The following is a 12936-nucleotide window of genomic DNA, read 5'->3' as shown; positions in this document are numbered from 1 at the left end:
CCGACCGCTCGCCGGTCGCCGACTCGAAGAGGAGTAGCCATGCTCGAATCCCACGTAGGTCCTTCATCGTTCTCTGAGGGCCTGCCGCGCCCGAACATCGCCATCGACGAGGTTCGGCGCCTCGCAGCTGAGCTCTACGGGGTCTCCGGCGAGGTGCGCGAGCTCGGCAGTCAGCAAGACCGCAACTTCCTCTTCACCGAGCCCGCCTCGCCCGCGCAGCCGGCCGGCCGTCGGGTGCTCTTCAAGGTCAGCAACAGAGCGGTGCGCCGCGACGAGATCGAGGCGCAGAACGAGGCCATGCGGCGCATGCACGCCGCGGGCCACCCGTCGCCAGCCCCCGTCGCCAGCCTCGCCGGCCTCGACATCGAGACGGCTGACGTCGACGGTGCTCCCCACAGCATCCGCCTCCTGACCTTCGTCGACGGGACGCCGCTCATCGACTTCGAGCACTTCTCGGCGGCGACCATCGCAGCCATGGGCACGCTGGTCGGCCAGGTCGTCCAGGCGCTCGACGGCTTCGAGCATCCCGGCCTCGACCGCGAGCTCCAGTGGGACCTTCGTGTCGGCGAGCGGCTCGTCGACGAACTCATCGGCCACGTGACCGACCCCGAGCGGCAGGCGCTTGTCCTCGCCGCGCTCGAGGCGACCGCCGCGGCGCTGGCGCCGCTGAAGGACGAGCTGCCCCTGCAGGCCATCCACGGCGATCTCACCGACGACAACCTCGTCGCGACCTCCGGCGTGCTCGGCCGCCCCGAGCTCTCCGGCATCATCGACTTCGGCGATGTCGGCACCGGATGGCGCGTCGCCGAGCTGGCCGTGGCCTGCACGGCCGTGTTCCACCACGACCCCGCGCGACCACTCGCTGTGCTGCCGCTCATCCGCGCGTTCGACGCGGTCGTGCCCCTCACCGACGCCGAGATCGACGCGCTCTGGCCGCTCATCGTGCTCCGCGGAGCGACGCTCGTCGTCAGCGGGCTGCAGCAGGTCTCCATCGACGAGGGCAACGACTACGCCGAGGCAGCCCTCGAACGGGAATGGACGATCTTCGCCGTCCCTGCGGCCCTGGATGCGCGGGTCGCGACGGCCGCCATCCGCCGCGCCCTCGGCCGCGAGGCCGCAGCCGGCCCCATCTCCTCGCCTGACGGCGGCGCCGCGCTCCTCGACGCGGACCTCGCCCGCCGCGCGCGCGTCATCACCCTCGACCACACGAGCACGGCGCTGCGCGACGGCTCCTGGCTCGGGGAAGAAGGAGCCGAGGCGGAAGCGCAGCTGCTCCTGCTCGCCGCCCGCAGCGGCGGAGTCGCAGCGACCCGCTTCGGGGAAGCCCGCCTCACGCGCTCGCTCGGCGTCTCCCACGATGCGCCCGTCAACGTCGCGGCCGGGGTGGAGCTGTACAGCGCGAGCGACCTCGCGCTCACGGCGCCCTTCAGCGGTCTTGTCTCCGCGGCGGAGGGCCACGTCACCATCTCCGACGGCGCGCGCACCATCGTCATCGCGGGAGCCCGCGGGCTCACGGAAGCGAGAGCACTGGTCGGCGAGAGCGCCTCCGCGCCCACTCGACTCGAGTCCGGCGAGCCGTTCGCCGAGATCGCGGGCTGGGCGCAGGTCACGCTCCAGGCGGGCGAGGTCTCCGCTCTGGATGCCGCTGCCGCGCCCCTGCCACGCTTCGTGACGGCCGAGGAGTTCCCGGCCTGGCTCGCCGTCCTCGGCGACCCGAGCGAACTCATCGGGCTCGCTCCGAGCAGCGTCGGCGCAGCCGGGGCCGGGGCCGACGAGACGCTCCGCGCGCGACTCGACGCCTACGCGCCGCTGCAGGGCCACTACTACGCGCATCCGCCGCAGATCGAGCGCGGCTGGCGCGAGATGCTCATCGACACCGACGGCCGCCACTACCTCGACATGGTCAACAACGTGACGGCGCTCGGTCACGGGCACCCCGTGCTCGCCGACACGGTGGCCCAGCAGTGGCGCATGCTCAACACCAACTCGCGGTTCAACTACGCGTCGGTCGCCGAGTTCAGCGAGCGCCTCCTCGAGACGCTCCCGGACAGCTTCGACACCGTGCTGCTCGTCAACAGCGGCACCGAGGCCGTCGACCTCGCGCTGCGGCTGACGAAGGCCTACACGGGCCGCGACGACGTGGCCTGCGTCGAGGAGTCGTACCACGGCTGGTCCTACGCTTCGGATGCGGTCTCGACTTCCACCTCCGACAACCCCCTCGCCGCCGAGCTCCGCGCCCCCTGGGTGCACGCCTTCGACGCCCCGAACGCGTACCGCGGCACCCACCGCGGAGCGGACGCCGGCGAGCGCTATGCGGCCGACGCGATCGCCGAGATCGAGCGCCTCGCCAAGGCCGGCACCCCCATCGGCACGTTCATCGCCGAGCCCCGCAACGGCAACGCTGGCGCCATCGAGGTGCCCGCCGGCTACCTCGCCGCGGTCTACGACGCCGTACGCGCCGGCGGGGGCGCCGTCATCGCCGACGAGGTCCAGGTCGGCTACGGACGCCAGGGCGACGTGTTCTGGGGCTTCGAGCAGCACGCGGGGCCGGGCGGCGATCCGATCGTTCCCGACGTCGTGACCGTCGCGAAGGCCATGGGCAACGGGCATCCGCTCGGTGCCGTCATCACGCGCTCCGAGATCGCGCAGGCCCTCGCCGACCAGGGCACCTTCTTCTCGTCGGCCGGCGGTTCGACGCTGAGCGCGAAGCTCGGCGTGACCGTGCTCGACATCATGCGCGACGACCGCCTGCAGGAGAACGCGCACGAGGTCGGCGGCTACCTCCGGGAGCAGCTGGTGGCGCTCGCCGAACGGCAGCCGCTCATCGGCGCGCTGCACGGGCGGGGGCTCTACCAGGGCATCGAGCTCGTGCGCGACCGCGAGACCCTCGAGCCCGCCACGTCCGAGACGCAGGCGCTCTGCGACCGGATGCTCGCGCTCGGCGTCATCGTGCAGCCAACGGGCGACCGCGGGAACGTGCTCAAGGTGAAGCCCCCGCTCTGCTTCACGAAGGAGAGCGCGGACAGGTTCGTGGCGACGCTCGACGAGGTCCTCACGCGCGGCCTCTAGCCGCGGCGACTGCCCCGCCAGGGCGATCACTCCCCGCCGAAGTGCCCTCCACGCAGCCTTCGGAGCGGCACTTCGGCTGGCAGCGATTCCGGCGAGGTGTTCCGGAGCGGCGCTTCGGCGGGCAGCGCTTGGCGGTAGGATCTACTCTCGGTGTGCCGGGAAGTCTGGTCGGCGGCCGAGTCGGGATTCGCCGGCCGGTCTCAGACGTCAGGAGAACCATGACTGCACCTGCCACACGACCGACAGGCTTCGCGCGACTGAACGCGTGGATCATGCGCGAGACCACTGGGGGAGCGCTTCTCCTCTTCGCCGCTGCAATCGCCCTCATCTGGGCCAACTCGCCGTGGCGCGGCGGCTACGAGGCGCTCAGCGCGATCACGATCGGGCCCGCCGCCATCCACCTCGACCTGTCGCTCGCCACGTGGGCGGCCGACGGCCTGCTCGCGGTCTTCTTCTTCACCGTGGGCGTGGAGCTGAAGCACGAGTTCGTCTCGGGCAGTCTCCGCAAGCCGAAGGAAGCAGCTGTCCCCGTTCTCGGCGCTGTCGCGGGAATGGCGATGCCGGCCATCTTCTACGTGATCGCGGTGTCCGTCCTCGGTGACACCTCGGCGCTCCACGGCTGGGCGATCCCGACGGCGACGGACATCGCCTTCGCGCTCGGAGTCCTCGCCATCTTCGGGCGAGGGCTTCCACGCGGAGTGCGCACCTTCCTGTTGACGCTCGCCGTCGTCGACGACCTGCTTGCGATCGTCATCATCGCCATCTTCTACACGGCGGGCATCAACCTGCTCGCGCTGCTCGGATCGCTCGTCGCCGTCGCCGTCTTCCTGCTGGTCGTCCGCTCCAAGCGGCCTTCCTGGTGGCTGCTGCTGCCGATCGCCCTCGTCGCCTGGGTGCTCATGCACGAGGCAGGCGTGCACGCGACCATCGCGGGAGTGCTCCTGGGCTTCTGCGTGCCGTCCAAAAAGATCCACGGTGAAGCCGATTCGCGCACGCACCGGTTCGGCGACAAGATCGGCCCGTTCTCCTCGGGATTCGCACTGCCCGTCTTCGCGTTCTTCGCCGCCGGAGTGAACATCGTGGATGGAGATGGGCTCGGGGCGGTGCTCTCCCAGCCCGTGTTCGTCGCGATCGCAGCGGCGCTCGTGCTCGGAAAGCTCATCGGCGTGCTCGGCATGACCGCACTCGTCGTGAAGCTCACACCGCTCCGCCTCCCCGACGCGATCGGCGTCAGGGACCTGCTCCCAGTGGGCTTCCTCACCGGAATCGGCTTCACGGTCTCCCTGCTCATCGCCGAGCTGTCGTTCCCCGACTCGGAGCACACGGCGGCTGCGAAGCTCGCGGTGCTCGGCGGCAGCCTCCTCGCGGCAGTGCTGGCTGCGATCACCCTGCGCCACGACGCGAAGCGCGCTCGCAACGACGACATGAACGAGGACGGAATCCCCGACATCGACCGGACGCCGATTGGAAGCGAAGCCGACGAGGCCGCCATCGACGCGCAGGTCGACGGGCGTGACGCGCAACCGCACACCAGGGAGAGCTGACCGCCGAGCTCCGAGCAGAGACAGGCCGGGCCCGCATCCACGTGACAGTGGATGCGGGCCCGGCCTCGTGACCAACGACTCTCGGGATGGGTTTCGCGCTTCGGGATGGGAAGCTACCCATCCCGAAGCGAGAAACCCATCCCGAGAAGTCGTGCGGGCCTGGCGCGGAGGCGTTGGCCTCCGCACCCGGCGGTCGTGGACTAGTGCGCCATCTCGCCCTGGAGCGATGCGGCGGCCGGCACGTCGGCGTCGACCGGCGCCTTGCGCACCCACTTCTTGAGGGCGACGACGGTGAGCGCCGAGATGACCATGCCGATGATGATGGCGAGGACGAACCAGAGCAGGTTGCCGATGGCGAAGAACACGAAGATTCCGCCGTGGGGTGCCTGCGAGGTGACGCCCATGGCCATGGTGATGGCGCCGGTTGCCGCGCCGCCGAGCATGCTGGCGGGGATCACGCGCAGCGGGTCGGCTGCGGCGAACGGGATGGCGCCTTCGGAGACGAAGGCGGCACCGAGCAGCCAGGCCGCGCGACCGTTCTCCTTCTCCACGGGGGAGAAGAGGCGGGGCGCGATGGAAGTCGCGAGTGCCATGGCGAGCGGCGGGACCATACCGGCTGCCATGACGGTTGCCATGATCATCCACGGTGCCTGGTTGTCGAACGAACCCGCACCGAGGCCTGCGACGGCGAATGCGTAGGCGACCTTGTTGACGGGGCCTCCGAGGTCGAAGCACATCATGGTGCCGAGGATGATGCCGAGGAGAACCGCGCTTGCGCCGGTGAGGCCCGTGAGCCAGCTGTTGAGGCCGTTGGTGAGGGCTGCGATGGGTCCGCCGAGAAGGATGACCATGAGTCCGGAGGCGATGATGGAGGCGATCAGCGGGATGATGACGACGGGCATGAGGCCGCGCATCCATCGCGGTACGTTCCACGAGCCGATCCAGTAGGCCGCGCCACCTGCGATGAGGCCACCGACGATGCCGCCGATGAAGCCGGCGCCCATGATGCCTGCGACGGCACCGGCGACGAATCCGGGTGCGATACCCGGCCGGTCTGCGATGGCGTAGGCGATGTAGCCGGCGAGGGCTGGCACGAGGAAGCCCATCGAGGCCTGCCCGATGGCGGATGCGACGGCGCCGAGGTAGACGAGGAGGCCCGAGCGGGTTGCCTCGTCCGGGGGCAGGTTGAAGAGGGAGTTCTGCAGGATGATGTCCGTGTTGCGGCCATCGCTGACGATGTCGTAGCCGCCGAGGAGGAATCCGAGGGCGATGAGGAGGCCACCACCTGCGACGAACGGGATCATGTAGCTGACGCCGGTCAGCAGCCAGCGCTTGATGCGGGCGCCGACGCTCTCGTTTGCGGTGTTCTGGGAGGCTTCGCTGGAGTCCGCTGCGGGGACGCGCTTCGCGTTCGGGTCCTTGGCGGCGGCGACGGCCTCGTTGAGCAGCTCGTCTGGGTGGTCGATGCCGCGCTTCACGGGCGACTGCACGACGGGCTTGCCGGCGAATCGGCCCCGGTCGCGCACGTCGACGTCGTTGGCGAAGATGACGGCGTCGGCGCGCTTGATGATGGCGGGGTCGAGCGGCGTGACCTTCGAGGAACCCTGCGGCTCGACGTAGAACTCGATGCCCATCTCCTTGGCCTTCGCCGTGAGCGCATCCGCGGACATGAAGGTGTGGGCGATGCCGGTGGCGCAGGAGGTGACGGCGACGATGACGGGGCCGGTGGATGCGCCGCCCGCGGCGGGGGCTGCCTGTGCGGCTGCCGCTGCTGGCTTCTCTTCCTCCGGCTCGAGAGCCTTCTCGACGATCGCGACGATCTCTTCCGGGGTGGTCGCGGCGCGCAGCGAGTCGTTGAACTCGGGGACCATGAGGGAGCGGGCGAGCTTGGACAGCATCTGGAGGTGCTCGTCGTGGGCGCCGTCGGGGGCCGCGATGAAGAAGACGAGGTCGCTCGGGCCGTCGTGAGCGCCGAAGTCGACGCCTGGCGTGAGGCGCGACATGGCGAGGGTGGCCTCGGTGACGGCGCCGGAGCGGCAGTGGGGGATGGCGATACCGCCGGGGACGCCCGTGGCGCCCTGCTCCTCGCGGGCGAGGGCGTCGGCGGCGAGCGCTGCTGCGTCGGTCGCGCGGCCTTGCGAGACGACGCGTTCGGCCAGGTTGCGGATGACATCGGTCTTGTCCGCACCCAGGTCGACGTCGAGGGCGACGAGCCCTGGCGTGATGTAGGTGGTCATGATGCGTTCTCCTTGGTGCTGCTTGCGAGGTGGGTGATGCGGACGAGGTCCGGTCGTGTCTGTTCTGGGGAGGGGACTCCGCTGCCCGGCAGGGAAGCGGCGGCGCTTCCGTGGGCGACGGCTTGGGCGAGGGCGCGTTCGGGGGGTGCCCCGGTGACGCTCGCGAGCAGGTAGCCGGCGAGCGACGAGTCGCCCGCTCCGACGGTGCTGCGCACGCGAGTGGGTGGCGGGGCGGCGAAGAGGCTGGTTGCTGCGTCGCGGTAGATGGCGCCTGCCCCGCCGAGGGTGGCGAGGACGGCGTCGGCTCCGTTCTCGAGGGCCCAGCCTGCCGCGTCGGCGGCGAGCTGCGGGTCGGCTTCGAGGGCGTCTCCGTCGGCGATGCCGCTCAGCTCGGCGAGCTCGAAGGCGTTCGGCTTGATGAGCTGCACGCGGGTGCCGGATGCGAGGAGCGCCTTGAGTGGTGCGTCGGAGCTGTCGACGGCGACGCGTGGTGCGGCCTCGCCGAGCTCTGCGCGGACGGCCTCGATGAGGGCTGCGTAGAAGGAGGAGTCGAGGCCACGTGGCAGCGAGCCTGCGAGGACAAGCCATTCGGCGTCGCGGGATGCTGCGATGACAGCTGCGACGAGGGCGTCTGCTTCGTCTGCGCTGAGGTGGGGCCCTGGCTCGTTGAGCTTGGTGGTGGTTCCGTCGCTCTCGGTGATGGCGAAGTTGGTGCGCACTCTGCCTTCGATGGGCACGGGCAGCATCCGCAGGCCTTCGGCTTCGACGAGGTTCGTGAAGTCGTCGTCGGCGGAGGCCGGAAAGACGGCGAGGTTGTCGAGCTTGGAGGCGCGGAGGGCGCGGGACACGTTGATGCCCTTGCCGCCTGCCTGCGATTCGCTTCCGGTGAGGCGCTGGACGTCCCCACGAGCGAGCTCGTGGGGGAGGGCGAGGGTTCTGTCGATTGCCGGGTTGGCGGTGACGGTGACGATCATGCGAGCACTGCTTCCACGTCGTTCTCGGTGAGCGCGGCGGCGAGTGCCGTTCGCGGGGGCTGGTCCGTGACCAGTGCATCGACGCTGGAGAGCGCTGCGATGTGGGTGAGGGCGTCTTGGTCGAACTTGGAGGCGTCGACGGCGACGACGACGCGTCTGGCGCCCCGGCACATGGCGGATTTCACGGCTGCTTCGTCGGGGTCCGGGGTGCTGAGCCCGAAGTCGGCGCTGATGCCGTTGGTGCCGATGAAGGCGAGGTCCGGGCGGAGCGCGGCGAGTTGCGTGAGGGCACTGGGGCCGACGGCGGCGCTGGTGAGGCCTCGCACGCGACCGCCGATGGCGATCGTGGTGAGTTCGCTGCGTGCGGCGAGGAGCGCGAGGATGGGGAGCGAGTTGCTGATGACCTGCAGCTTGGCGAGTTCGTCGGCGGGGCGTCGGACGAGGGCGGCGGCGATCTCGGCGGTCGTCGTTCCGGCATCGATGAGGATGGATCCGTTGAATCCGCGGGGGATGAGCCGCTCTGCGGCTTCGCCGATGCGGACCTTGGCGTCGTGGTTGAGGGGCTGGCGTTCGGCGACTGCGGTCTCGGCGAGGCTGCCGAGGGAGTTGCCGACGGCGCCGCCGTGGACTCGCCTGACGAGGCTCTCGAGCTCGAGCTGGTCGAGATCTCGGCGGATTGTCTCGGGGGTGACGTCGAGGTCGCTCGCGAGTTCTCGCACGGCGACTTTCCCGTGCTGCGTGATGCGTTCGAGGATGAGCGCGTGCCGCTCCGTTGCGTACATGGATGCTCCTGTGCGATCCGGGTGTTGGTTCTGGTGGAGAGCGTACGCGGCAAACGGACGTAAAACAAGAGAAGCAAAGATAAACACAGAAATGGGACGGGAGGCAGGCATTGCTACGCTCCAGGGCGTGCCAGAACTCGACGATGCTCAGACCGTTCACGACGCCGACCAGTTCACTCCCGAAGAGCTCCGAGGGCTCCTCGACATCGCGGTGACAGTGGCGACGGAGGCCGCCGAGCTCGTCGCTGTTCGCCGTCGGGAGGGAGTGGCCGTCGCCGACACGAAGTCGTCGTCGGTCGACATCGTCACCGCCTCCGACAGGGAGTCCGAGGCGCACATCCGTCGTCGTCTCGAGGGGCTGCGCCCCGGCGACGGGTTCTTCGGCGAGGAGTCGGATGCGTCTGCGAGCACGACGGGGCTCACCTGGGTGGTCGACCCCATCGATGGCACCGTCAACTACTTATACGGGTACCCCAACTACGCGGTGAGCGTCGCCGTGGTCGTCGGCGACCCGGGGTCGGAGCCCTCGAGCTTCACGACCCTCGCCGCGGCCGTCGTGAATCCTGAGGGGCGCGAAGCCTTCACGGCCGTGCGAGGTCAGGGTGCGTGGTGCAACGGCGAGCGGTTGCACGTGGATGCTGCCCCTCCTCTCGAGCTCGCGCTTGTCGGCACGGGGTTCAGCTACTCCGCCAAGCGCCGGGTGCAGCAGGCGGAGCAGTGGATGACGCTGGCCGGACGCGTGCGCGACCTGCGCCGCGTGGGCGCCGCCTCCCTCGACCTCTGCAACATCGCGATCAACCGGCTGGATGCGTACTACGAGTCGGGGCTGAACTCCTGGGATCACGCCGGAGCTGCTCTGGTCGCCCGTGAGGCTGGAGCGGTCGTCGTGGGTGAGGGGCTCGGGCGCGAAGGGCGTCGGCTGATCATCGCCGCGAGGCCGGGGTTGGAGCAGGAGCTGATGCGCTACGTCTCGGTCCTGGCGGACGAGTAGCTCTCCCTCTTCCACGTGGCTCCTGACGGCTCGGCATGGTTGGTAACGGCCCAGACTGAACTCGGCTCGCCCGGGTACGGGGTGAATTCGGACGAGATCCGGTGAGTCCCGTCCTGCTCCTCTCCCGCGTGATTCCGGGCGAGACGGCCCGGGGTGCAGTCGCCTCGGTCGGCCATGACCGCGTAGGATTCCCTGGAGACCTTGAAGTTTCCGTGACCTGCGCGTTACTATTTACCAGTTCGTTATAAACCGCGGTAAGGATATGAATCGTTGACTTCCCTTCTCACATCGGGCCAGGAGCAGGCTCTGCCGGCGCCCATGACCCGTCGAGAACTCCGCGAAGCAGAGCGTCTCGCATCGCTCGCGACCATCGCACCGGCGGCAACTCCAGAGGCCTTCAGCTCGCGCCGCGCTCGGCGTGAGGCGGAGCGCACGACGGCTCCCGTCGCGTCGGCCCCAGTCATCACGGCAGCGCTCGCGCCGAAGATCGTCTCGGCCGGCCAGGCCGAGACTGCTCCGGTCGTCTCCGCACCCGCTCCGGCCCCGGCATCCATCTCCACGCCGAGCATCGCCGAGGTTGCCCAGATCCGTTCGGACGACACCGAGTCGACGGCACGCATCGAGCGGGCTTCGGTCGCGGTGCTCGAGGTTCCGCTGAGCTTCGCTCGCAACGAAGAGGCGCTCCGCCCCGAGGTCGACAGCAAGACAGGCCGTCGCGGACTCGTCCGCGTCAAGAACTCGGAGAAGTCGCACAAGAAGCGCGGCGCGCTCCTCCGCGGTGCAGCTGGCGTCACGGCGCTCGGCTTCGCCGCAACCATCGCCGTCGTCTCGACGATGCCCGCGAACGCCACCTCCACGCAGGAAGACCAGGTCGCAGGCGACAGCTCAGCAGCGCTCGCCGACGCCGTCTCCTCGGTCCCCGGCCAGACCCTCACGGTCGCCGGCGGCGAAGCCACCACGGTCGAGCGCGAAGACGCCTACGCCGTCACGACCATGGGGTCGGCCACGGCGGCCAACCTCATGAGCCTCGTCGACCGCGGCACCTACAAGAACGACCTGTCCGCGACGGTCCAGTGGCCCTTCCCGGTCGGCGTCGCCATCACCGACGACTTCGGTCCTCGCGTCTCGCCCGGCGGCATCGGCAGCACGAACCACATGGGCATCGACTTCGCACCTGCGCAGGGCACGCCGATCGGCGCGATCGCCGGCGGCACGGTCACGAGCGTCACCCCGACCGACAACGGCGGCCTCGGCGTGCACGTCATCGTGCAGCACGTCATCAACGGGCAGAGCTACGAGAGCGTCTACGGTCACATGCTGACCGGCTCCATCGGGGTCAAGGTCGGCGACGTCGTCAAGGTCGGCGACGAGCTCGGCAAGGTCGGGAACACGGGCGCATCGACTGGCCCTCACCTGCACCTCGAGGTGCACACGGCGGACGGCAACAAGATCGACCCGATCGCGTTCCTCACGCAGTTCAACAACGTTTCCACCGTCGTCACGATGCCCGGCGAAAGCGCCGGCGCGTAACACGCGGCACACCACGGGGGTGGTGTTCTCACGGGGTTCCGTGAGGTGCTATCCTCATCTGGTGCCATTCCGAGCCACAAGCTCGATTGGCATCTTGCCCCGATAGCTCAGTGGTAGAGCACTTCCATGGTAAGGAAGGGGTCGTCGGTTCAAACCCGACTCGGGGCTCTGATCGTGGGTGCGAAAGCATCCTCGACACCCATGGCTGGGTAGCTCAGTTGGTGAGAGCGCACGACTCATAATCGTGAGGTCGAGAGTTCGAATCTCTCTCCAGCTACAGATCAAGACCCGGTTGCCCTTCTGGCCGCCGGGTCTTCTGCATTCCGCGTCTTCTGCATTCCCGGTGCCTTTCTGCACTCGTTGCCTTCCTGCATTGAGACCGCACTTCCGCATTCCGACGTAGTGCGTCGCGTTCCGGCACGCTCCTCGGCATTCCGTCCGGAACCTCTGCGTTCCGGGCGGCATAGGCTTGTGTGGCCGAGTCCCCTCTCCGCTGAATCATCGTGAGGTCACATGCCAGAACGCTCGTCCACTCCCAAGATCGCCTTCCTCGATGTCGACGGCACGATCCTCGACCACGGTCGCCGGATCGCGCCTTCCACCGTTCGAGCGATTCGGGAGGCTCGCGCCGCCGGCCATCTCGTCTACCTGTGCACGGGGCGAGCAGCGGGCCACATCCCTGAGTCGGTTCTCGAGATCGGCTTCGACGGTGCCGTGACGAACGGGGGTGCGTTCGCCATGGTGGGTGACGTGCTCGTGCACGGAGAGACCATGCCGAGGGAAGAGCTCGACGCGCTGCTCGCCCACTTCGAGGAGCACGAGCTCCACTACCTCCTGCAGACCAACCGGCGGGTGTACGCCTCGGCCCGTACTCGAGCTGCAATCCAAGAGCACCTCGCGGCTGCCCGTGCCGACAAGCCGGAGCCGCAGACGTCGCCGCAGGCCGGCTTTTCTGCAGAGCCGATCGAGGACGCCCCGCTCGACGAGATCGCGAAGGCCGTCTTCTTCACCGAGGAAGCCGGTGCTGTGGAGCGCGCGCGGCAGGAGTTCGGCGAGCGGTTCCACATCGTGCGTGGGAGCATGCCCCTGCCTGGTGGTTCGGATGGCGAGATCGGGTTGCGCGGAACGACGAAGGGCGCGGCAATCGAGAAGGTGCTCGAGCACCTCGGACTCGACCGTGCTGATGCCATCGGCATCGGCGACAGCTGGAACGACGTCGAGATGTTCGAGGTGTGCGGCGTCGGAGTCGCGATGGGCAACGCTGCTCCTGAGCTGCAGGAGCTCGCGGATGAAGTCACGTCAACGGTGCTGGAGAACGGCATCTTCGACGCATTTGCGCGCCACGGTCTCGTGAGGGCGGATGCGTCTTCTCGGGGCTGACTCGCTCTCCGTCATGCGGGCATCGTCTGCTGGCTCGGCGTTCCTGCTCGGCACTCAACGGCCGAGCCAGTGACTCGTGTGGTGCGCGACACGCCCGGGGTGTGGCCTGGTTTGACCCCAGGATCGGCGCGAGGGTAAGTTACACAGGTTGCTTCCGAGCGGCCGGGAAATCGGCTTGAAGGAGCACAACGAAACTGAACATCAGGAACTGGAATGTCCAGTGGCAATTGCGAATCTCGCACAGCCCAAGTTGACAAGGTTCCAAACCTGATGTAGGTTAGAGAGGTTGCTCTCGGGAGATGGTCGAATAGGCCGGAAACGAGAAGCGTCCGATTCTTGAGAACTCAACAGCGTGCACTATGTCAAATGCCAATTTGATCCCGTGCCTCTTCCTTTGGAGGGGGTAAGGATTCCTTTTGGAAACATATT

Annotated in this window: 8 protein-coding genes and 2 tRNA genes; 7 read left to right on the top strand and 3 right to left on the bottom strand. The window is 68.6% G+C overall.

Annotation, left to right across the window (positions count from 1 at the left end; genetic code table 11):
* Window positions 1–39: 39 nt before the first annotated feature.
* On the top strand, window positions 40–3069 hold the full coding sequence (locus C5E07_RS13545; RefSeq protein ID WP_104299898.1) for an aminotransferase: 3030 nt from the start codon (window positions 40–42) through the stop codon (window positions 3067–3069).
* 218 nt (window positions 3070–3287) lie between these two features.
* Window positions 3288–4613 carry a Na+/H+ antiporter NhaA gene (gene nhaA / locus C5E07_RS13540; protein WP_104299896.1) on the top strand — a complete coding sequence of 442 codons (1326 nt, stop codon included), beginning with the start codon at window positions 3288–3290 and terminating at the stop codon, window positions 4611–4613.
* Between the two features lie 200 nt (window positions 4614–4813).
* Here nhaA and C5E07_RS13535 read toward each other — a convergent pair whose 3' ends face one another.
* From C5E07_RS13535 to C5E07_RS13525, 3 genes are read right to left on the bottom strand one after another with little or no spacing between them, the layout of a single operon-like run.
* The gene (locus tag C5E07_RS13535; protein ID WP_104299894.1) at window positions 4814–6850 is read right to left on the bottom strand and encodes a fructose-specific PTS transporter subunit EIIC; all 2037 of its coding nucleotides are present in this window, start codon (window positions 6848–6850) and stop codon (window positions 4814–4816) included.
* A complete protein-coding gene (locus C5E07_RS13530) occupies window positions 6847–7824 on the bottom strand; it encodes a 1-phosphofructokinase family hexose kinase (protein ID WP_104299892.1) in 978 nt (325 codons plus the stop codon). Before C5E07_RS13530 ends, C5E07_RS13535 begins: the two co-directional genes overlap by 4 nt.
* Window positions 7821–8606, bottom strand: coding sequence for a DeoR/GlpR family DNA-binding transcription regulator (locus tag C5E07_RS13525; protein WP_104299890.1), 786 nt, complete (start codon window positions 8604–8606; stop codon window positions 7821–7823). The genes C5E07_RS13530 and C5E07_RS13525 overlap by 4 nt, the downstream gene beginning before the upstream one ends.
* A 127-nt stretch (window positions 8607–8733) precedes the next feature.
* On the opposite strand from C5E07_RS13525, the gene C5E07_RS13520 reads away from it, so the two are divergent.
* The 5 genes from C5E07_RS13520 (at window position 8734) to C5E07_RS13500 (ending at window position 12507) form a co-directional block, all read left to right on the top strand.
* Complete coding sequence (locus tag C5E07_RS13520) at window positions 8734–9597, top strand: inositol monophosphatase family protein (RefSeq protein ID WP_258063955.1); 864 nt, start codon at window positions 8734–8736, stop codon at window positions 9595–9597.
* A 270-nt stretch (window positions 9598–9867) separates the two neighbouring features.
* Window positions 9868–11127, top strand: coding sequence for a M23 family metallopeptidase (locus C5E07_RS13515; protein WP_146080600.1), 1260 nt, complete (start codon window positions 9868–9870; stop codon window positions 11125–11127).
* Between the two features lie 96 nt (window positions 11128–11223).
* Window positions 11224–11295: transfer RNA gene (locus tag C5E07_RS13510), tRNA-Thr, on the top strand.
* 35 nt (window positions 11296–11330) lie between these two features.
* Window positions 11331–11404 (top strand) — tRNA-Met (locus C5E07_RS13505).
* Between the two features lie 236 nt (window positions 11405–11640).
* Entirely contained in the window at window positions 11641–12507 is an 867-nt protein-coding gene (locus tag C5E07_RS13500) for a Cof-type HAD-IIB family hydrolase (RefSeq protein ID WP_104299885.1), read from the top strand.
* Window positions 12508–12936 lie beyond the last annotated feature (429 nt).

It is taken from the genome of Pseudoclavibacter sp. RFBJ3 (assembly GCF_002931375.1).
Classification (GTDB): domain Bacteria; phylum Actinomycetota; class Actinomycetes; order Actinomycetales; family Microbacteriaceae; genus Pseudoclavibacter.
Note: the sequence above shows the minus strand (reverse complement) of the source record. Positions and strands in the feature narration are given on the sequence as shown.

What these genes read in the sequence shown, in the direction of transcription:
- C5E07_RS13500 (WP_104299885.1), top strand. Translation starts at nt 11,641, where the DNA reads ATGCCAGAACGCTCGTCCACTCCCAAGATCGCCTTCCTCGATGTCGAC.
- nhaA (WP_104299896.1), top strand. Translation starts at nt 3,288, where the DNA reads ATGACTGCACCTGCCACACGACCGACAGGCTTCGCGCGACTGAACGCG.
- C5E07_RS13530 (WP_104299892.1), bottom strand. Translation starts at nt 7,824, where the DNA reads ATGATCGTCACCGTCACCGCCAACCCGGCAATCGACAGAACCCTCGCC.
- C5E07_RS13545 (WP_104299898.1), top strand. Translation starts at nt 40, where the DNA reads ATGCTCGAATCCCACGTAGGTCCTTCATCGTTCTCTGAGGGCCTGCCG.
- C5E07_RS13525 (WP_104299890.1), bottom strand. Translation starts at nt 8,606, where the DNA reads ATGTACGCAACGGAGCGGCACGCGCTCATCCTCGAACGCATCACGCAG.
- C5E07_RS13535 (WP_104299894.1), bottom strand. Translation starts at nt 6,850, where the DNA reads ATGACCACCTACATCACGCCAGGGCTCGTCGCCCTCGACGTCGACCTG.